The organism is Kribbella swartbergensis, assembly GCF_054784135.1.
On record NZ_BAAGPM010000035.1, the window covers coordinates 74,311 to 93,442 of the forward strand.

Below are 19,132 nucleotides of genomic sequence, written 5' to 3' on the forward strand. Positions count from 1 at the left end.
GATCCCTGCGTGATGGAACTGGTGTCCAAACTGGCCCGCGAACCGTGGACGGATCGGCCGAGTTGCGTGCATCCGACGCTGAGTGCGGTGGCGAGAGCGGTGCACGACCACAGCAGCCCGGCCGGCCGCCGGGCGTTGTTGCCGCTGGCATCGAGTTTCGTCGGAACCGCACAGCCGGGGTTCGAGGCGTCAGCCCGCGTGGTCGCGCTGTGCGTCTCGACCGCGTTGGCCGGCGGGGAACTGACCACGGACGAACGGGTCCGATTGTCGAGGGCCCGTCAGACCGCGATCCACCTGATGACAGGTCGTGACGAGCCGGCGGGAGCGGCTCGTTGGTGGCTGCCGGTGCTCGGCCGGTTCGGCTGGAGCGAGCCGTTCTACCGGACCTTCGTTGCCACCGAACAGGCCGCGGAAGCAGTCGCGATCACCGCCCGATGTCCGGACGGTGACCGCGACGCACGCCTGCGGCATCTACTCAAGCAATGTCTCGCCGTGCTGAATGCTGCGCCTCCGGCGCAGCGGGTCATGGGGCTTTGACTCCCGGCGTTCCCTCGTCACTCCGGTCGCTTCGCTCCCTCCGCTCCTCAGTCCAGGCCGGGAGGCCCCACGACCGGTCACGGGGCCCGGCGGCCGGGTGCTCCCAAGCCTTCGTGCTCGACGCCGGCCCAGAAGCTCTGGTCGTAGTCGCCGTCGGGGATCACCACCAGTTCGTGCCGCCGTGGTGCCCTGACCTGTTGTTCGAGCCGCTGCAGGTCCGCCGCACACCGCTGGAGATCGTCCATCAGCCGCAGTACGTCGAGATGCGGACCGAGCCGATTCCTCAATGCCAGAAGGGATTTCTCCAGGTCCTGCACGGCCTGACGGGTCCGGTCGAGGTGTTCGTGAATCGTCATCGCAGCTCCCTGGTGCTCGAACTCTGGACAACCGCCACGGCGTGCGATAAGACTACGACTACACCATACGGTATGCAATCTACATCGAACTGACACGACAGGGGCGCACACCGGCCCTTCCGAGGAGATGACTGCAGATGGCGCAGACAGTGTCGGAGACCCAACCAGTCGCAGAGGTGAAGGAGCCGGCCCCGGCGACCATCTCAGGTGGTCACCTGGTCGCCAAGGCCCTGAAGGCCGAGGGGATCGACGTGATCTTCACCCTCTGTGGCGGGCACATCATCGACATCTACGACGGCTGTGTCGACGAGGGCATCGCGGTCGTCGACGTCCGGCACGAGCAGGTCGCCGCGCACGCGGCCGACGGGTACGCGCGGATGACCGGCAAGCCCGGGTGCGCCGTGGTCACCGCCGGTCCCGGCACGACGGACGCCGTCACCGGTGTCGCGAACGCCTTCCGGGCCGAGAGCCCGATGCTGCTGATCGGCGGCCAGGGTGCGCTGAACCAGCACAAGATGGGGTCCCTGCAGGACCTCCCGCACGTCGACATGATGGCGCCGATCACCAAGTTCGCGGCGACCGTGCCGCACACCGCCCGGGTCGCCGACATGGTGTCGATGGCGTTCCGCGAGTGCTTCAACGGTGCCCCCGGCCCGTCCTTCCTGGAGATCCCGCGCGACATCCTGGACAACTCGGTCCCGGTCGAGCAGGCCACCGTCCCGGAGGCCGGCCGGTACCGCGCATCGACCAAGAGCATCGGCGACCCGGCGAACATCGAGGCACTGGCCGACCTGCTGGTCCGGGCCGAGAAGCCGGTGGTGCTGCTCGGCACCCAGGTGTGGACCTCGCGCGGCACCGACGCCGCGATCGAGTTCGCCCGGACGCTGAACGTCCCGGTGTACATGAACGGCTCCGCCCGCGGCACGCTGCCGCCCGGCGACCCGCACCACTTCCACCTGTCACGGCGGTACGCGTTCAACAACGCCGACCTGATCCTGATCGTCGGTACGCCGTTCGACTTCCGGATGGGCTACGGCCGCCGGCTGCCGAAGACCGCGACCGTGGTGCAGGTCGACATGGACTACCGCACCGTCGGCAAGAACCGCGACATCGACCTCGGCCTGGTCGGCGACCCGGGAGCGATCCTGGCCGCGGTCACCCAGGCGGCCTCCGGCCGGGTGCAGAAGGCCGCCGACCGCAAGGCCTGGTTCGCCGAGCTGCGGTCCGAGGAGGACGCGTCGTACCAGAAGCGGCTGCCGAAGCAGCTGTCGGACGCCAACCCGATCCACCCGCTGCGACTGGCGCACGAGATCAACGAGTTCCTCACCGAGGACTCGATCTATATCGGTGACGGCGGTGACATCGTCACCTTCTCCGGCGGCGTGGTGCAGCCGAAGTCGCCGGGCCACTGGATGGACCCGGGCCCGCTCGGCACCATCGGCGTCGGCATCCCGTTCGTGATGGCGGCCAAGTACGCCCGGCCGGACAAAGAGGTGGTCGCGCTGTTCGGCGACGGCGCCTTCTCGCTGACCGGGTGGGACTTCGAGACGCTGGTCCGCTTCAACCTCCCGTTCGTCGGGGTGGTCGGCAACAACTCCTCGATGAACCAGATCCGCTACGGCCAGGAGGCGAAGTACGGCAAGGCCCGCGGCCGCGTCGGCAACACCCTCGGTGACGTCAGGTACGACGAGTTCGCCCGGATGCTCGGCGGCTACGGCGAGGAGGTTCGCGACCCCAAGGACATCGGGCCGGCCATGCAGCGGGCCCGCGAGTCCGGGCTGCCGTCGCTGATCAACGTCTGGGTCGACCCGGACGCCTACGCCCCCGGAACCATGAACCAGACCATGTACAAGTAGTGGAGGACCAGCATGAGTAAGGCCCTCGAAGGTGTCCGCGTCCTCGACATGACCCACGTCCAGTCCGGACCGTCCTGCACCCAGATTCTGGCCTGGCTCGGCGCCGACGTGATCAAGCTCGAGGCACCGACCGGTGACATCACCCGCCAGCAGCTGCGCGACATCCCCGACGTCGACAGCCTCTACTTCACGATGCTGAACTGCAACAAGCGCAGCATCACGCTGAACCTGAAGTCGGACCGGGGCAAGGAGATCTTCACCGACCTGGTCAAGGACGTCGACGTCCTGGTGGAGAACTTCGCGCCCGGTGCGATCGACCGGATGGGCTTCACCTGGGACCGGCTCCAGCTGATCAACCCGCGGCTGATCTTCGCCTCGATCAAGGGCTTCGGCCCCGGCCGGTACGAGAACTTCAAGGCCTACGAGGTGGTCGCGCAGGCGATGGGCGGCGCGATGAGCACGACGGGCTTCGAGGACGGACCGCCCACCGCGACCGGCGCGCAGATCGGGGACTCGGGCACCGGGATCCACCTGGTCGCCGGCATCCTGGCCGCCCTCTACCAGCGGACGAACACCGGCAAGGGCCAGCGGGTCTCGGTGGCGATGCAGGAGGCCGTGCTGAACCTGACCCGGGTCAAACTGCGCGACCAGCAGCGGCTCGCCCACGGGCCGCTGCGCGAGTACCCGAACGAGCACTTCGGCGACGAGGTGCCGCGGTCCGGGAACGCCTCCGGCGGCGGCCAGCCGGGCTGGGCGCTGAGGTGCTCCCCGGGTGGCCCGAACGACTACATCTACGTGATCGTCCAGCCGCCCGGCTGGGCCCCGATCGCGAACCTGATCGGCAAGCCCGAGCTGGCCGACGATCCGGACTGGGCCACCCCGGCCGCCCGGCTCGACAAGCTGGACAAGATGTTCGCGCTGATCGAGCAGTGGACCGAGCAGCACACCAAGTTCGAGGTGATGGACAAGCTCAACGCGCTGAACGTGCCCTGCGGGCCGATCCTGTCCACGCGTGAGCTGATCGAGGACGAGACGCTGGCCGAGCTCGGCGCGGTGGTCGAGGTGAAGCACCCGCAGCGCGGCAGCTTCAAGACCGTCGGCTGCCCGATCCGGCTGTCCGACTCCCCGGTCCAGGTCGAGACCTCACCGGGTCTCGGCGAGCACAACCCGGTCATCTACGGCGAGCTCGGCATCGACACGGCCGAACTCGAGGAACTCAAGGCCGCCGGCGTCGTCTGACGTCACCCTCCGCAGCGGAAATGGAGCCCATGGCATGACTTATGACAAGGCAGCAGTCCGGACCATCCTCGACCAGGCTCTGGCGGACGGCCGCACCTCGCTGAGCGCACCCGAGGCCAAGCAGGTCGCGGACGCGTACGGCATCCCGACGCCGGGTGAGGGGCTGGCCACGACTGCCGAGGGAGCGGCCGGTCTCGCCGCCGAGATCGGCTTCCCCGTCGTGCTGAAGATCGTCTCACCGGACATCCTGCACAAGACCGACGCCGGCGGCGTGGTGGTCGGCGTCGACTCCGCCGAGGCGGCGGTCAAGGCGTTCGACCAGATCGTCGCCAACGCCAAGGCGTACCGGGCCGACGCCGAGATCACCGGGGTCCAGGTGCAGAAGATGCTGGTCACCGGCGGTGACGTGCAGGAGGTCATCGTCGGCGCGGTCACCGACCAGACGTTCGGGAAGGTGGTCGCGTTCGGGCTCGGCGGCGTACTGGTCGAGGTGCTGAAGGACGTCACCTTCCGGCTCGCCCCGCTGACCGGCGACGAGGCGCGCTCGATGATCGACGGGATCAACGCGCACGAGATGCTGGACGGCGTCCGCGGCGCCGAGCCGGTGGACAAGGACGCCGTGGCCGACCTGGTCAGACGGCTGTCCGACCTGGTCACCGACTTCCCGCAGTTCGCCGAGGTGGACCTGAACCCGGTGCTGGCCGGGCCGGACGGCGCCACCGCGGTGGACGTCCGGATCATCGTCGACGCCGAAGCCGGCAAGCCGGTCGAGCGGTACAGCTCCGAGGAGATCCTCACCGCGATGACCCGGATCATGAAACCGCGCGCGGTCGCGGTGATCGGGGCCTCGAACGAGTCCGGCAAGATCGGCAACTCGGTGATGAAGAACCTGGTCAACGGCGGCTACGCCGGCGACATCTACCCGATCAACCCCAAGGGCGGCGAGGTGCTCGGGCGCAAGGCGTTCCCTTCGATCCTCGACGTACCGGGTGACGTCGACGTCGCGGTGTTCGCCGTACCGGCCAAGTTCGTCGGCGCCGCGCTCGAACAGTGCGGTCAGAAGGGCGTGGCCGGCGCGATCCTGATCCCGTCCGGGTTCGCCGAGACCGGTCAGCAGGAACTGCAGGACGAGGTCGTCGCGATCGCCCGCAAGCACAACGTTCGCATCCTCGGACCGAACATCTACGGCTACTACTACCTGCCGGAGAGCCTCTGCGCGACGTTCTGCACGCCGTACGACGTCCGCGGCAGTGTCGCGTTGTCGTCACAGAGCGGAGGCATCGGGATGGCGATCCTGGGCTTCAGCCGGTCCAGCCGGATGGGCGTCTCCGCGATCGTTGGGGTAGGCAACAAGGCCGACATCGACGAGGATGACCTCCTGACGTTCTTCGAGAGCGACGACAACACCAACCTGATCGCCATGCACCTGGAGGACCTGAAGGACGGCCGGGCGTTCGCCGAGACGGCGGCCCGGGTGTCGAAGAAGAAGCCGGTCGTCGTCCTGAAGGCCGGCCGGACCGACATGGGCGCGCGGGCCGCCAGCTCGCACACCGGCGCCCTGGCCGGCAACGACAAGGTGTACGACGACATCCTCCGGCAGAGCGGTGTGGTCCGGGCCCCGGGGCTCAACGAGATGCTCCAGTTCGCCCGCGGCATCCCGCTGCTGCCGACGCCGAAGGGCGAGAACGTCGTCATCATCACCGGCGCCGGCGGTTCCGGCGTACTGCTGTCGGACGCGTGTGTGGACAACGGCCTGCAGCTGATGTCGATGCCGCCCGACCTGGACGAGGCGTTCAAGAAGTTCATCCCGCCCTTCGGTGCCTCCGGCAACCCGGTCGACATCACCGGCGGTGAACCACCGTCGACGTACCGGAACACCATCGCCCTCGGCCTCTCCGACGACCGGATCCACGCGCTGATCCTGGGCTACTGGCACACGATCGTGACACCGCCGATGGTGTTCGCGAAGCTGGTCGCCGAGGTGGTCGAGGAGTACCGGGCCAAGGGCATCGACAAGCCGGTGGTGGCCTCGCTGTCCGGTGACGTCGAGGTGGAGGAAGCCAGCCAGTACCTGTTCGACCACGGTGTGGTCGCGTACCCGTACACCACCGAGACGCCGGTCCAGGTGCTCGGTGCCAAGTACCGCTGGGCCCGCAACGCCGGACCCCTCGGTTCCTGAGTCCCTGGAGAAGCTGTGTCGGAGGAAGCCGGTGATGCGTTTGGCAAGGGGGGAGTGCACGGGGGAGCGGTAGTCCAGCAGCTGGCGTCGATCTAAGGAGTCCGCCTTGGACGTCACGAGCAAGACCTCAGAAGTACCCGAAGAGCCCGCCTCGGCGGCCGTGACCGAGCGGGTCTGGCGCGCGGGCAGGCTCGAACCGATGCCGATCCGGAAACTTCCGGACGCACCGCCCTCGATGCACATCCTCGGTCCGACCGTCTTCCTGGTCGCGCTGGGCGTCGGCATGGGCGAGTCCTACATGTGGCCCCGGCTCGTCCTGGTGTTCGGGCCGGACATCCGCTGGCTGTTCATGGTCGGCGTCACCCTGCAGGCGTTCGTGCTGCTGGAGATGGCCCGGTACGCGATGGCGACCGGGGAGAGCATCTTCTTCGGCGCGGCCCGGATCTTCAAACCGCTGATGTGGTTCTTCTACGTGGCGGCGATCCTGATCTACATGTGGCCCGGCCACCTCTCGGCCGGCGCGGCCGCCTTCGAGGAGGTGTCGGGCATACCCTGGCAGGTCTCGGCGTGCGTGGCTCTGGTGTTCGTCGGTGTCCTGTTCAGCCTGCTGTCGGTGATCTACAACTTCCTGGAGAAGCTGCTCGGCCTGCTGATCGGCCTGCTGGTCGTCGGTACGTCGGTGATCGCCGCGATCGTGGGCAGCTGGGACGACCTGGCCCAGACGGTCTCGGGCATGTTCGCGTTCGGCTTCTTCCCGGACAAGGCGCTGTCCGAGGCGTGGTTCCCGATCGTGGTCGGGTCGATCGCGTTCGCCGGCCCGTCCGGGATGCAGCAGATGTGGTACACGCTGCAACTGCGCGACAGCGGTGCGGCGATGGGTGCGCACATCCCGAAGATCCGCGGGCTGCGGTCGGCCGGCGAGGCCGAGTCGATGCCGTCGCGGGGCTTCATGTTCGACACCGAGGACGCCGGCGAGATGGCCAAGTGGAAGGGCTGGCGCAAGTGGGTCACCTTCGACGCGCTGCTGCTCTTCTGGGGCATCACCATGCTGGTCACGATCTCGTTCACCGTGCTGGCCATGTCGGCGGCCCGGGAGAACCCGAACGTGGCCGGCCTGATCGAGGGCGGCGACCGGGAAGCCGCGCTGAAGGCCATGTCGGATGCGTTCGCCTCGGCCGGCAGCCCGATCCTGGGCACGCTGTTCTTCGGCTTCATCGCGCTGATCGGGCTGAACGCGACCCTCGGTCTGTTCGACTCGTTCTCCCGCGGTCAGGCGGACATGACGTACTACTTCGTCCCGGGGGCCAAGCGGTTCTCGATGTCGCGGCTGTACGCCGGGTTCCTGTGGGGCGTGATCACCTTCGGCATCCTGATCCTGCTGTTCGGGCCGGCCGAGGGTCCGGCGGGCATCCTGGACATCCTCGCCTTCCTGTCCACGTTCGCGATGGGCGCCTACTGCGTCGTGTTGCTCCTGGTGAACAACAGGCTCCTGCCCAAACCGATCCGTCCCGGTCCGGTGCGCAACGTGATCATCGGGTTCGGCGCGGTGTTCTACCTCGGCCTGCTGTTCTACAGCCTGGTGCGCTTCGGCGTGGTCGTGGGTTGAGATGGCCGGCGTGAAGCAACTTGCGGAGTTCTCGGTCCCGGCCGCCGCGGTCGGTGCCGCGGCCGGGCTGGTCGCCGGTGGTCTGGCCGCGTTCGTCGGCCAGCCCGCCGGCTGGGCTGTGGCCACCGGGCTGGGCCTGGGCGTTCCGCTGGCCCTGTTCGGGGCCGGGTACGCCGTCCTGCTTGCGTTGGGCAAGGTCCCGGCCGGTGTGTTCGCGCCGGCGGCGGTCTACTGGGTGATCGGCTTCCCGCTCGCCCTGCTGGTGCACTCGGTGGTGACCGAGTGGGCGGTGACCGGTACGCCGGGCCTGCCGTCGGAACCGTGGAAGTTCCTTGCCTTCCGGGCCCTGGTCAGCATGGGTTTCGCGATCGGCTTCCTCTGGATGCACGAGCAGCTCGGCCGCCTCTGGTGGCCGCGCATCCTCGAGCACAACGTCTACGCGTTGCGCACGGTCGAGCAGTACGTCCACCTCGCCACGGCCATGGAGGCCCGCAAGGCCGCTACGGGTCGTGGCCGCAAGAAGCGTGTCGCCTCACCCTGACCGGCGGACGGACATCCCCTGCAATGGCCCCTTCTCCCCTCGTATCACCGGGGGAGAAGGGGCCATTCGGGCGGTGATCCCCTCGCAGCGGCTGGGCCGGTGGGCCCTGCGGTCAGTTGGCCGTACGGCGGCGACGACGTGGGGCGGGATCGGTCTCGGCCGGAGCCTCGTCCGGACCGTTGGCGGCCTGGAGGTCGTGGTACGCCTTGCGCGTGTGCTCGGTGTGCTCGCGCATGATCTGCGCGGCCTTGTCCTCGTCGCCGTCGCTGATCGCCTTGACCAGCCGGTTGTGCTCCCGCCACGAGGCCGCGCCACGCGCCGGCGCGACCGGGGTGTAGTACCAGCGGACGCGGCGGTCGACCTGGGCGGCGAAGTCGACCAGGAACCTGTTGCCGGACATCTGGGTGATCAGGCTGTGCAACTCGCCGTTGGTCCGCACCGCGCCGTCGATGTCACCGGCCTCGTGGTACGCCGTACCGACCTTGCACAGTTCCTTGAGTTTGGCCACGTCCTCCTTGGCCGCGTGCCGGGCCGCGAGCCGTGCGGACTCCGACTCCAGCGCCGCGCGGGCCGCCAGCAACTGGTCGACCTCGTCCTCGGCGGGGACGTGCACCATCGCACCGAATCCCGGCCGCAGGTCAACCCAGCCCTCGTTGTTGAGTCGCTGGAGCGCCTCGCGGACCGGCTGCCGGGAAACGCCCAGCATGCCGGCCAGCTCGACCTCGACCAGGTGCCGGCCGCGCTCGAGGGTGCCGTCGATGATCATCTCGGTCAGTGCCTCGTAGACGGACTCGCGCAGCGGCGTCGGCCGCTTGACGTGCCGGACACCGGGGGAGACAGGATCGGTGGCACCCGCACTGATGGTCGTCATGAGGTCCTTCCCGGAGCACTGGGAGATCAGGATGGCACTTGGTACACAGTCTACCAAGTGCCATCACCGAACATATGGCTACCAGCTCGGGAATCGCCGGGCGGATGCCGGTGATTCCGCGCGGACTCCCGGGAGTTGGTCAGGCCGCCGATTCGTCCGCCTGGTGGTGGCCGCCGGAGTTGCGCCGGGTGTCGGCGGTCACCCGGTTGCCGTCGGTGGCCACCCGGTTGTCGCCGGCGGTCAGCCGGGCGAGCTCGGCATCCAGGTCGATCGGGGTGTTCTGCTCCTGCTGCAGCTCCGGAGCATCCGGGAACTGCGGGCGAGCCGCCAGAGCACCGAACCTACGCGTGAAAATCATCGTTACCCTTCCTGCTCCCCAGTGGGGAGCGCTTCTGAATTCTGCCTTCTGTATACATTCAACCAGCCGTCTTGACCGGTTATGCCCCCGTCTCACGTGATCCCGGTTACCACGGACGTGATCCCCATTACATGCACGTGGCTTCGCTGTGGAAGGGATCCGTCCCTTCCACAGTCACCCCGGCGTGGCCAGGCGGTCAAAGACCTGCCTGCTATGGCGTGATAGGCCGCGCCTATCAGCTCACCTGAGCGGAATAGCCCGAGCCCATCAGGTGTACGTCGAGAAGCTCGTCCAGGGCGTCGTGAACGCCGGCCTGCCGGGCGATGTCCAGCAGGGCGCGGGCCAGCACGGGCTCGGGGCTGCGTGCCGCGATCACCAGGCCGACCCGCGGCCCGTGTGCCGGGCTCTTCAGCGGTACGACGCGCATCCCGTCGGGCACCCCGAACATGTGCAGCCACGCATGCGAGATCACCGTCGACCAGTGGTTGCCGTGCAGATGACTGTAGAGACCGGACACCGTGTCGCTCTCGATCGCCGGCGAGGCGGTGACGCCGTCGTCGGTGAAGTAGCCGTTCATGATCCGGCGGTTGCGCATGTCCGGGGAGAGCAGGCACAGCGGCAGTTCGGCGACCTGCGCCCAGGTTGCCACCGGCGACTCGGCGAGGTCGGTGTGCTGTGGCGTGAGCAGAAGGTAGCGCTCCTCGTACAACGGGGTCTTGCGGACGTGGCCGAGGGTGTCGTCGTCCAGATAGGTCATCGCGACGTCGAGATCGAACTCGGCGAGCTTCTGGGTGATGTCGCGCGACGACAGCGACTCGATGGTGACCTTGGCGTTCGGATGCCGTTCGCAGAACGGCGTGGTGAGCAGCGAGATGACGGGCATCGCGGTCGGGATCGCACCGAGCCGAAGCGTTCCGGTGAGGCCGCCGCGCATCATCGACAGCTCGTGCCGGAGTGCGTCCTGTTCGGCCAGGATCCGCTGCGCCCAGAGCAGCACTCGTTCACCCTCGGGGGTGAGGCCCTCGAATCGGCGGCCGCGGCGGACGATCGGTACGTCGAGCTCCTGCTCGAGCTTGCGGATCGCGGCGGACAGCGACGGCTGGGACACGTAGCAGGCGTCGGCGGCCCGGGCGAAGTGCTTCTCCCGGGCCAGGGCGACGAGGTACTCGAGCTGCCGGAGCAGCATCAGGACCGAGCCTTCGTGTGGACCGCATACCAGTCGTCTGTATACATAATCCAACTGTAGTGACGCGGTCAAGGTCGCGGAAAGGGCTCGCGGGCGGTCGTCGGCTCGTGTGATGTGGATCACAATTGAGGTGGTCTATCCGCGCCGGGCTCGTTCGACGGAGGGGTAGGGAATCCCGTTTTCAGAAGGAGCATGGTGATGGAGAGGGTTGTCTCACACGACGGCACAGAGATCGCGTACGACACCTACGGCAGTGGACCCGGACTGGTGCTTGTCACCGGGGCGTTCACCGACCGGTCGTTCTTCGCGCCGTACGCCGAGGCGTTGTCCGCCACGTTCACCGTGGTCAACTACGACCGGCGCGGCCGCGGGGACTCCGGCGACACCGCGCCGTACGCGGTCGAACGTGAGTGGGAGGATCTGGACGCGGTGCGCACGGCGACCGACGCACGGTTCGCGTGCGCGTTCTCGTCCGGGTCGATGGTGCTGCTGCAGGCCGGACTGCCGTTCGAGAAGCTGGCGATCATGGAGCCGCCGTTCCGGGTGGAGGGCGCGCCGCCGGCGCCGGAGCGATACCTCGAGCGGCTGCAGGAGTTCGTGGACGCCGGCAACCCCGGTGGCGCGGCAGAACTGTTCATGGTCGAGGCGGTCGGGCAGCCGAAGGAGATGGTCGACCAGATCCGGCAGACGCCGATGTGGGCCAAGCTGGAGGCGATGGCGCACACACTCGTGTACGACGGCCTGCAGATGAGGGACAGCGCCGTACCGGTGGAGTTGCTGTCGTCCGTGTCGGCGCCGGTGCTGGCGCTGTACAGCAACGCCAGTCCGGAGTGGATGAAGCAGGCGGTGCGGGAGGCCGCGGCCGCGCTGCCGAACAGCACGGTGGAAGGGCACGACGGCACGTTCCACACGATCCCACCGGAGACCCTGGCCCGAGTCCTGACCGCCTACTTCCGCGGGGCGAGCTGACGCCTTCCGGGGCAACCATCAGTAGCGCGCCGGCGACCAGGAGGACGTGGTCCACCTGGTCGCCGATGTGCCCAGGGGTTGAGCAGGTCCTGTTCTCCTGGTCGATCTGCGACCCGCCGATGCGCGCATCAGTTCGGCAGGCGCATGGGCATCAGGATGTACGCCGAGTCGTCCGCAGGACTGTCGTCAGGCGAGCGGAGCCCGGTCAGGTTGGCGGGTTTGGTCGGCTGAGTGAACGCGAAGTGCGCGACCGGCGCCCCGATCGCGGCCAGCCCGTCGAGCAGGTAGCCCGCGTTGAACCCGCTCACCACCGGCTCACCGGTGAGCACGACGTCGACCGACTCGGACGCCTGCGCCTCCTCCCCGCTGCCCGCGTCCAAGGTCGCCGTACCGTCCGCGAACGTCAGCCGCACGGGCGCCGTACGCTCCGCCACCAGCGCGACCCGCTTCACCGCCTCGACCAGCGCCGCGGTGTCCACCCGGACCGTGCTCGTGATCGCGGACTCCGCCGGGATCAGGCTGCGGACCTTCGGGAACTCTCCGTCGATCAGCCGGCCCGTCGCCTGCCGCCCGCCGGCCTCGAACCCGATCAACCCGTCCCCTGTGCGGGTCGCACCGAGCGCCAGTGTGACGTCGTGACCGGCCATCGCCTTGGCCACCTCGGCGAGCGTCCTGGCGGGCACGATCGCATCCGCCTCGATCGCCGGGTCGACCGGCTCCCACTCGAAGGTCCGTAGGGCGAGCCGGTACCGGTCCGTGGCCAACAGGGAGACCTTCGATCCGCGGATCTCCAGCCGGATCCCGGTGAACACGGGCAACGTGTCGTCCCGGCCGGCCGCACTCACCACCTGGGCGACCGCCCGAGCGAACACGTCCCCGCTCACCACACCGGTCGGCGCCGGTACGTCGGGAAGGGCCGGATACTCGCCGAGCGGCAAGGTCTGCAGCACGAACCGCGAGCTTCCGCTGCTCACCTGCACCCGGGCGGCCTCGCCACTCAGCTCCACCGAGTCCCGCGGCATGCTCCGGCAGATGTCGGCGAGCAACCGGCCCGACACCAGATACCGCCCCTCGTCCGCCACTTCGGCCGGCACACTCACCTGCGCCGACGTCTCGTAGTCGAACCCGGACAACGTCACCTGCCCGTCGCCCGCCTCCACCAGCATCCCGGCCAGGATCGGCACACTCGGCCGGCTCGGCAGCCCCTTCGCCACCCAGCCGATCGCCTCGGCCAGCACCTCACGCTCAATCCGAACCTTCACTCGCACTCCTCCCCATCAAGGAGTCCGAGTCAATCACCAGCCACCGACAGTCCTCGTCTAGTACCGGAACAGCTGGGTCGGCGAGTTCGTGTTGCAGTTCGCGAGGGTGACCTGCTCGCCGTTGGTCCTGCCGGGAGCCGAGAAACAGAGCCTGGGTTTGGTGGTGGACCTGATCCGGCCGTCCGAGCCGATCGTCCACTTCTGGGCCGGGTCGACGCTGTTGCAGAGGTCGGTCCGCAGCGGAGCGCCCACCTTGAGGTTGCCGCCCGGTACGTCGGCACACACGCCGAGCGCGCGCAACGTGCCGTCGGACGGACGGGTCCAGCGCTGCGCCGGCGTACCGTTGCAGTCCCACAGCTGGATCTTGGTCCCCGGAACGATCGAGCTGTGGTCGATGTCCAGGCACCGGTCGCCCGGGCCGCTGATCGTGAGCCGGATCGGCGCCGGCGCCGGCGGGGCCGTCGCGGTCAGCTGCACCATGTGTGCCACCGAGGGCACCCCGTTGCTGTCGACAACGAACAGCATGTAGTAGCCGGGTGGCGCCAGGTTGACGTTCGCCGGGGAGTCGATCGACAGCGTCGTACCCGAGGCGCTGAACGAGAGCGGCACGTAGCGCTGGCCCTGGTCGTCGCCGTGGGTCGGCGCACCCAGGCCGACGAGTCCGACCTTGGCGATCGACCCGGCCTGGGGCGACGTCACCGAGAAGACACTTCCGTACGACGCGGTGGCCGGGGCCGCCGTGATCGCCGGACGAGGGGCAAGCTGCCCATCGGGTCCGTAAAGGTACGGCGGGGTGAAGTACTCGATGTTCTTCTCGAGGTACCCGACCCGCTGGCACTCGCCGCAGATGCCGCCGCCACCGGTCATCACGCGACCGTCGGGCAGCAGGAGTGCGGTGGAGTGGTACTGCCGGATCCGGTTCGCGGCGGCCAGATTGCGCCAGGTGCCCGTCTCGGTGTCGTAGAGCTCGGCGGCGTACACGGGAGCGGCCAGGTTGACCGTGCCGTCGGTCATCACCGCGTTCATGCCGCCGGTGGCCAGGGCGTCGCCGTCGGCCAGGACGGTCAGGTTGTGCTGGCGTCGTCCGGTGGCCATCGAGCCGGTCGACTGGGCCACCGTCGGGCCGTTCGAGTCCACGATCACGGCGGTGCGCGTCGGTACGCCGACCTTGCCGTCCTCGGCGATGATGCCGCCGCCGGCGACCAGCGTCTTGCCGACCCGGATCGTCGCGAAACTGGCGTAGTCGCGGTTGATCAGGTCCCGGACGGAGGTGCCGACCTGCGCGCCGGCCGCGCTCGTCTGCAGCGTTCGCATGACGGCGCTGGTCCCGACCAGGTCGACGTTGCCGTCCGGTCGGACGGTGAGCAGCGGGTACAGCCGGCTGGACGGTGTGGTGAACCCGGTCAGCAGCCGGATCCACTGGTTCGTCTGGTGCACTTCGGCGTTCTCCGGGCCGCCGCCCTGGATCAGGGCCTCCTGGTTCGGCAGCGCGGTCACCGACGGGTACCAGCGTTCGGCGGCCATGTCCGGGCCGCGACGCCAGGTCTCGGTCCGCCAGTCGAACAGATGCGTCTTCCGCAGACCGTTGAGCGACGCATCACGGTTGCCGCCGGCAACAAGGACGGTGCCGTCGGAGAGCTGGGCGTAGCCGGCGCAGAAGATGTTGTAGCCCTGGACGTCGACGCGCCTGCTGGTGTTCGTCACCGGGTCCCACACCGCGGCCCGGGTGAACGACTGGTCGCTGTACGACTCGGTCGGTCCCTCGCCGATGGAGTCCCACATCAGGACCTTGCCGTTCGGCAGCGTGGCAGTGAACACCGGTACGACGGGAGTGTCGATCACACCGCCCCACGTCCCGGACACGGCCGGATCCGCCGCCGCGGCGATCGCGTCGGCCTTCGCCTGCTCCTTCGGCGACCGGCGGCCGGGGCGCTGACCGGTCTGCCGGGTGACCTCGTCCGCACGGGCCTTCGCGGCCCGTTCGATCTCGTTCATCGGCACCCCGACGAGATCCTCGGCCGCATGATCGTGGTCGTGACCCCGGTGATCGTGCGCGGCCGCCGTCGGCGGCGGATCCTGTGCGCTGGCCGGTGCGGTCGCGGCGACCCCCACGACCAGCGGAACGAGGGCAGCGATCGCCACCCGGGCATGCGAGACACGAGTGCGCATGACAGGTTCCCCCCTGCAGCAGACGCGATCATGGCGGAGATCGCTGGGCTCAGAGTCTGCGTCCGCAGGGGATCCCGTCAATGCCCTGTGCAGTCACGATCTGCGATCGCTACCGCGCGATGGCCGGCGATCACCCGCCGTACCGGTGAAACGGGAAGGTCGATGACCCCTGGTCAAGCGGAAACCGGAGTCGTACCGTCGAAATGTCCGTCTGTGGGGGACGGGCAGGGGAGCGCCAATTCCGGCGCGTTTTCACAAAGGGGGGCCTGAGATGGGCCGCAATCGTGGGGTGCTCGCTGTCGTCGCCGCAGTCTCGGCTGTCGCCGCTGGAGGTGTCCTCGGCCTCGGGTTCGTTACCCAAGCCGGCGCGACTTCGAGTACGACGAGTACGACGACCACCACATCCACCTACACGCCGCCGACGACCACGCCGCCGCCGACGACCCAGCCGCCCGGGGGCGAGTTCTGCACACCGGGGTTCTGGAAGAACAACCCAGGCGCGGTGGCCGAGACCGGCGTCGACATGACGCAGTCGTACAACGCGCTCTTCGACCCGGACGTCAACGGCACCAGGAAGGGCGGCGTCGCGAACCCGACGCTGCAGCAAGTCCTGGACAGCCCGCAGTTCTACGGCGGCGAGGCGGCCAACAACGTCGCCGCACTGCTCAGTGCCGCGCACCCGGACGTCGACTTCACCGGCGAGCGCACCGAGAACACCTGCCCGCTTGACGCCGACGAGAGCCGGAACTGACGCCGTACAGCCTGGCCGCACGCACTGCGGCCAGGCTGCACTGACCGCTAGTCGAACGTGATGGTGGTCAGGCGGTCTGCCTGACCGCGGGTGAGGATGGTGGCGGAGATCGCGCCCGGGATGAGGGCGCCCGGATCCTCGGCTGCCAGCGCCATGAGGCGCGGCCAGCGCCGGCAGTGGGTGGCCATGCTGCCGGTACGGACGACGCGACCGCGGGCGTACTGCCCGGAACGGGCCACGTCGCCTGGTACGTCGAGAAGGATCAGGTGCACCGCCAGACCCGAACGACGCGCCCGCCACCCGATCAGCCGCCGTACCCAGGGACGCGTGGCGCAGTCGTGAACGACCATCGGGCCCGTACGCATCGCGCTGAGCACCTTCACGTAGTACGTGAGGTGCAGCAACGGCCGCCACCACGAATACGGCACAGCACCCAGTACGGGTGTCCAGCGAGCACGCAGCCGTTCTGAGTCGAACACCTTCACACCACGGTGGTCAGCGCCCACTGGGAACAGCCGGCGCAGCAACGTGCTCTTACCGGCGCCCGGGATCCCGGCCAGCACCACCACCGAGTCCTTGGGGTACCGCAACTCGTCTCTGCCGCGCACCAGGCGGGTCCCCGGTGCCTCGGCGATCCCCAAACCTGCCACAGCAGCTACCGTCCTCTCGTCCTTGTGGTGTTCAACATCCACTTAGACGGACGGCGTTCCCGCTCGGCCCACAAAGCACGCTGAGAAGTCGATAGGAAAACCCTGAGAGACCACAGCCCGTACGCAACTGGCAACAACTACCGCATGGGTTCGCGGTCGGTGTCAGGGTTCGACGAGGCCGACGCGGATCGCCGGATGCCTGATCCGGCCGGTGGCAGCGCGGGCCTTATCCGTCCCGGGAGTCGACTTTGTGCTCGGCGGTCCACGAGGTGAGGATGCGCAGGGCCTCGTGGGAGCGACTGCCTTCCTCGGCGGTGAGCAGCATCAAACGCTGGCCGCCGCCGTCGGGACTTTCCCACAGATCGCAGTCGAGGGTCAGCGGCCCGACGACAGGGTGACGGTAGTTCTTGACGCCGTAGCTGGCGGCGGACACGTGGTGCTCCGCCCACCAGGTGCGGAACTCGGGGAACTGGACGGACAGCTCTCCGACGAGACCTGCGAGCTCCGGCGCGCCCGGGTCCGCGGCCGCCTCCATGCGCAGGGCAGCGACCGCGGTGCGCGCCGCATCGTCCCACTGCTCATGCAGATCGCGCATCGCGGCATCGGCGAACAGCAGATACACGTAGTTGCGGTGCCGCGTGGGGTACTGCGCGAAGTCCGTGAACAGGGCCGCCGCCGCGGCATTCCACGCGAGTACGTCCATCCGCCGTCCGAGGACGAGCGCGGGGGACTCGGTGAGCTGGTCCAGCAGGCGCCGCATGGCTGGTCGCACCTTCTGTACGGCGCGGCGGCGCGGACGCGGCGAGATGACGCCGGCGACGCGGTAGAGATAGTCGCGTTCCTCGTCGCTCAGCCGCAACGCGTCGGCGAGCACCGGCAGGATCGAGGGCGACGGCGGGATCCGGCCCTGCTCGATACGGGTGTAGTAGTCGACGCTGACCGACGCGAGCTGGGCGACCTCCTCCCGTCGCAGTCCCGGCACCCGGCGGGGCGAGCCCGTCTCGGGCAGGCCGACCTGGCGCGGGGTCAGCTGGGCACGGCGCGCCTTGAGGAACGCCGCGAGTTCGGCGGAGGCGGTTCGATCCCTGGCCATGCTCACAGTGTGATCGAAACGCGGCGGGTGTGCGGGGGCAGGATCGTTCCCTGGCACGAATCTGTCCTGGTCCGAGCCCCAGGCTGCGACGAACGCTGGATGCATGAAAACCACTGTTTCCTTCCCCAGCGATGGCCTCACTCTCAGCGGCCACCTCTACACCCCGGACTCTGGACAGAGCAGTCCCCGCCCCGCGATCGTCGTCGGCCACCCGATGACCGGCGTCAAGGAACAGACCGCCGGCCTGTACGCCGAACGGCTCGCCCGGAACGGGTTCGTGACGCTGGCCTTCGACTCCGCGCACTGGGGCGAGAGCGAGGGCGAGCCGCGGTTCCTCGAGAACCCCGCCCGCCGGATCGAGGACCTGAAGAACGCCGTCACCTTCCTCAGCGGCCTCCCCGAAGTCGACGCTGATCGCATCGGCGGACTCGGCATCTGCGCAGCCGGCGGTTACATCGTCCCGGCCGCGGCGACCGACCACCGCATCAAGGCGGTCGCCACGGTCAGCGCCGCCGAGGAAGGCAGCTGGTTCCGTGACGGCCTCGCCCACTCCCAGGCACCGGAAGTTCTGCAGGACCTGCTCGACCAGGCCGCGGCAGCCCGTACGGCGGAAGCTCGGGGCGAGCCGGTGCGCCGGATGCCGATCCACCCCGAGACGCGGCCGGAGAGAGGCGAGGTGAAGAAGAGCCTCACCAGGCACATCTTCGACGGCTGGGAGTACTACCGCACCGACCGCGGCTATCACCCGCGGACCGAGAACTGGTTCGCGCTGCGCAGCATCGACCTGCTCGCGCAGTTCGACGGCTTCCGGTTCGTTGATCTCATCGCGCCCCGGCCGCTGCTCATGATCGCCGGCACCGAGGCGGTGAGCGACTACTTCAGCGTCGAAGCGATCGAGCGCGCCGCCGAGCCGAAGGAGCTGTTCTGGATCGAAGGCGCGAGCCACGTCGACCTGTACGACAAGGACGAATACGTCACGCCCGCCGTCGCGAAACTCACCCAGTTCTTCGACAGCGCGCTCAGCCGTACGTCGTCGATCGCCGCGTGACCACCACCCACGTTCGCGGGCCGGGATGACACCTGGCCCGCGAACACGACCCGTCAGGAGGTCCACATGCCTTCGTCAACCCGAACCTGGACGCCCGACGAGCTCCGCCTCCTCGACACGGCGTACTCCGTCCATCTGCACGCACACACCGAGGGCAGTTCGAACGCCTCTGTCGAGATCGGACTCGTCGTCGTGAACGGCAGCGTTTTCGTCCGCGCCTACCGGGGAACAGCCTTGCCCTGGTACCAGGCCACGCAGAGCCGAGGCACCGGGTGGATCCGCCTCGTCCCAACCACCTGGAACGTCGCGTTCTCCGCCGTACCCGCCTCCACGGACCCACACCTCGCCGACCAGATCGACGCCGCCTACATCCGCAAGTACGGCAGCCTCGCTACCAGCGCCACCGGCAACCGCATGCGCCAGGCCACCCTCCGCATCGACCCTGCCTGACGAGACTCGCC

General features: G+C 68.7%; 18 protein-coding genes. 10 read left to right on the forward strand and 8 right to left on the reverse strand.

Features of this window, described 5'->3' with window-relative positions:
• The first annotated feature begins 12 nt into the window (after nucleotides 1-12).
• Entirely contained in the window at nucleotides 13-537 is a 525-nt protein-coding gene (locus tag ACYVOK_RS32470) for a hypothetical protein (protein ID WP_460666416.1), read from the forward strand.
• Nucleotides 538-614: 77 nt separating this feature from the next.
• Here ACYVOK_RS32470 and ACYVOK_RS32475 read toward each other — a convergent pair whose 3' ends face one another.
• Entirely contained in the window at nucleotides 615-893 is a 279-nt protein-coding gene (locus tag ACYVOK_RS32475; RefSeq protein WP_460666417.1) for a hypothetical protein, read from the reverse strand.
• Between the two features lie 137 nt (nucleotides 894-1,030).
• Here ACYVOK_RS32475 and ACYVOK_RS32480 point away from each other — a divergent pair, with 137 nt between their 5' ends.
• From ACYVOK_RS32480 to ACYVOK_RS32500, 5 genes are all read left to right on the forward strand, one after another.
• Entirely contained in the window at nucleotides 1,031-2,749 is a 1,719-nt protein-coding gene (locus ACYVOK_RS32480; RefSeq protein WP_460666418.1) for a thiamine pyrophosphate-binding protein, read from the forward strand.
• Between the two features lie 12 nt (nucleotides 2,750-2,761).
• The gene (frc, locus tag ACYVOK_RS32485) at nucleotides 2,762-3,988 is read left to right on the forward strand and encodes a formyl-CoA transferase (protein WP_460666419.1); all 1,227 of its coding nucleotides are present in this window, start codon (nucleotides 2,762-2,764) and stop codon (nucleotides 3,986-3,988) included.
• Between the two features lie 34 nt (nucleotides 3,989-4,022).
• Complete coding sequence (locus ACYVOK_RS32490) at nucleotides 4,023-6,167, forward strand: acetate--CoA ligase family protein (RefSeq protein ID WP_460666420.1); 2,145 nt, start codon at nucleotides 4,023-4,025, stop codon at nucleotides 6,165-6,167.
• A gap of 106 nt (nucleotides 6,168-6,273) precedes the next feature.
• On the forward strand, nucleotides 6,274-7,773 hold the full coding sequence (locus ACYVOK_RS32495; protein WP_460666421.1) for an Nramp family divalent metal transporter: 1,500 nt from the start codon (nucleotides 6,274-6,276) through the stop codon (nucleotides 7,771-7,773).
• 1 nt (nucleotide 7,774) lies between these two features.
• A complete protein-coding gene (locus ACYVOK_RS32500) occupies nucleotides 7,775-8,314 on the forward strand; it encodes a hypothetical protein (protein ID WP_460666422.1) in 540 nt (179 codons plus the stop codon).
• A 112-nt stretch (nucleotides 8,315-8,426) separates the two neighbouring features.
• Here ACYVOK_RS32500 and ACYVOK_RS32505 read toward each other — a convergent pair whose 3' ends face one another.
• The 3 genes from ACYVOK_RS32505 to ACYVOK_RS32515 form a co-directional block, all read right to left on the reverse strand.
• Nucleotides 8,427-9,185 carry a GntR family transcriptional regulator gene (locus ACYVOK_RS32505; protein ID WP_460666423.1) on the reverse strand — a complete coding sequence of 253 codons (759 nt, stop codon included), beginning with the start codon at nucleotides 9,183-9,185 and terminating at the stop codon, nucleotides 8,427-8,429.
• A gap of 139 nt (nucleotides 9,186-9,324) precedes the next feature.
• Nucleotides 9,325-9,543, reverse strand: coding sequence for a hypothetical protein (locus tag ACYVOK_RS32510; protein ID WP_460666424.1), 219 nt, complete (start codon nucleotides 9,541-9,543; stop codon nucleotides 9,325-9,327).
• Between the two features lie 235 nt (nucleotides 9,544-9,778).
• Nucleotides 9,779-10,729, reverse strand: a complete 951-nt coding sequence (locus ACYVOK_RS32515) for a LysR family transcriptional regulator (protein ID WP_460666425.1) — start codon at nucleotides 10,727-10,729, stop codon at nucleotides 9,779-9,781.
• A gap of 198 nt (nucleotides 10,730-10,927) precedes the next feature.
• Between ACYVOK_RS32515 and ACYVOK_RS32520 the strand changes: the two genes are divergently transcribed.
• Nucleotides 10,928-11,698, forward strand: coding sequence for an alpha/beta fold hydrolase (locus tag ACYVOK_RS32520; protein ID WP_460666426.1), 771 nt, complete (start codon nucleotides 10,928-10,930; stop codon nucleotides 11,696-11,698).
• A gap of 128 nt (nucleotides 11,699-11,826) precedes the next feature.
• Here the strand turns inward: ACYVOK_RS32520 and dnaN are convergent, their stop codons facing one another.
• Both dnaN and ACYVOK_RS32530 read right to left on the reverse strand, forming a co-directional pair.
• Nucleotides 11,827-12,960: a DNA polymerase III subunit beta gene (gene dnaN / locus ACYVOK_RS32525; RefSeq protein WP_460666427.1), complete on the reverse strand. Its 1,134-nt coding sequence runs from the start codon at nucleotides 12,958-12,960 to the stop codon at nucleotides 11,827-11,829.
• A 57-nt stretch (nucleotides 12,961-13,017) separates the two neighbouring features.
• Nucleotides 13,018-15,129 carry a galactose oxidase-like domain-containing protein gene (locus tag ACYVOK_RS32530; protein ID WP_460666428.1) on the reverse strand — a complete coding sequence of 704 codons (2,112 nt, stop codon included), beginning with the start codon at nucleotides 15,127-15,129 and terminating at the stop codon, nucleotides 13,018-13,020.
• Between the two features lie 271 nt (nucleotides 15,130-15,400).
• Between ACYVOK_RS32530 and ACYVOK_RS32535 the strand changes: the two genes are divergently transcribed.
• Nucleotides 15,401-15,880 (forward strand): hypothetical protein, encoded by a 480-nt coding sequence (locus ACYVOK_RS32535; RefSeq protein WP_460666429.1) that lies wholly within the window; start codon nucleotides 15,401-15,403, stop codon nucleotides 15,878-15,880.
• 47 nt (nucleotides 15,881-15,927) lie between these two features.
• Here ACYVOK_RS32535 and ACYVOK_RS32540 read toward each other — a convergent pair whose 3' ends face one another.
• Entirely contained in the window at nucleotides 15,928-16,530 is a 603-nt protein-coding gene (locus ACYVOK_RS32540; RefSeq protein WP_460666430.1) for an AAA family ATPase, read from the reverse strand.
• A gap of 226 nt (nucleotides 16,531-16,756) precedes the next feature.
• Nucleotides 16,757-17,623 carry a helix-turn-helix domain-containing protein gene (locus ACYVOK_RS32545; RefSeq protein ID WP_460666431.1) on the reverse strand — a complete coding sequence of 289 codons (867 nt, stop codon included), beginning with the start codon at nucleotides 17,621-17,623 and terminating at the stop codon, nucleotides 16,757-16,759.
• Between the two features lie 103 nt (nucleotides 17,624-17,726).
• Between ACYVOK_RS32545 and ACYVOK_RS32550 the strand changes: the two genes are divergently transcribed.
• Together ACYVOK_RS32550 and ACYVOK_RS32555 are read left to right on the forward strand one after the other, a co-directional pair.
• Nucleotides 17,727-18,671, forward strand: coding sequence for an alpha/beta hydrolase (locus ACYVOK_RS32550; RefSeq protein ID WP_460666432.1), 945 nt, complete (start codon nucleotides 17,727-17,729; stop codon nucleotides 18,669-18,671).
• A 66-nt stretch (nucleotides 18,672-18,737) separates the two neighbouring features.
• A complete protein-coding gene (locus ACYVOK_RS32555) occupies nucleotides 18,738-19,121 on the forward strand; it encodes a DUF2255 family protein (RefSeq protein ID WP_460666433.1) in 384 nt (127 codons plus the stop codon).
• Nucleotides 19,122-19,132: the final 11 nt, after the last annotated feature.

Bases quoted from the DNA above. Each gene is read 5' to 3' on its own strand.
- ACYVOK_RS32475 (WP_460666417.1), bottom strand. From the start codon at position 893: ATGACGATTCACGAACACCTCGACCGGACCCGTCAGGCCGTGCAGGAC.
- ACYVOK_RS32515 (WP_460666425.1), bottom strand. From the start codon at position 10,729: ATGCTGCTCCGGCAGCTCGAGTACCTCGTCGCCCTGGCCCGGGAGAAG.
- ACYVOK_RS32530 (WP_460666428.1), bottom strand. From the start codon at position 15,129: ATGCGCACTCGTGTCTCGCATGCCCGGGTGGCGATCGCTGCCCTCGTT.
- ACYVOK_RS32505 (WP_460666423.1), bottom strand. From the start codon at position 9,185: ATGACGACCATCAGTGCGGGTGCCACCGATCCTGTCTCCCCCGGTGTC.
- ACYVOK_RS32490 (WP_460666420.1), top strand. From the start codon at position 4,023: ATGACTTATGACAAGGCAGCAGTCCGGACCATCCTCGACCAGGCTCTG.
- ACYVOK_RS32545 (WP_460666431.1), bottom strand. From the start codon at position 17,623: ATGGCCAGGGATCGAACCGCCTCCGCCGAACTCGCGGCGTTCCTCAAG.
- ACYVOK_RS32535 (WP_460666429.1), top strand. From the start codon at position 15,401: ATGGGCCGCAATCGTGGGGTGCTCGCTGTCGTCGCCGCAGTCTCGGCT.
- ACYVOK_RS32520 (WP_460666426.1), top strand. From the start codon at position 10,928: ATGGAGAGGGTTGTCTCACACGACGGCACAGAGATCGCGTACGACACC.
- ACYVOK_RS32550 (WP_460666432.1), top strand. From the start codon at position 17,727: ATGAAAACCACTGTTTCCTTCCCCAGCGATGGCCTCACTCTCAGCGGC.
- ACYVOK_RS32500 (WP_460666422.1), top strand. From the start codon at position 7,775: ATGGCCGGCGTGAAGCAACTTGCGGAGTTCTCGGTCCCGGCCGCCGCG.
- ACYVOK_RS32480 (WP_460666418.1), top strand. From the start codon at position 1,031: ATGGCGCAGACAGTGTCGGAGACCCAACCAGTCGCAGAGGTGAAGGAG.
- ACYVOK_RS32510 (WP_460666424.1), bottom strand. From the start codon at position 9,543: ATGATTTTCACGCGTAGGTTCGGTGCTCTGGCGGCTCGCCCGCAGTTC.
- ACYVOK_RS32470 (WP_460666416.1), top strand. From the start codon at position 13: ATGGAACTGGTGTCCAAACTGGCCCGCGAACCGTGGACGGATCGGCCG.
- ACYVOK_RS32555 (WP_460666433.1), top strand. From the start codon at position 18,738: ATGCCTTCGTCAACCCGAACCTGGACGCCCGACGAGCTCCGCCTCCTC.
- frc (WP_460666419.1), top strand. From the start codon at position 2,762: ATGAGTAAGGCCCTCGAAGGTGTCCGCGTCCTCGACATGACCCACGTC.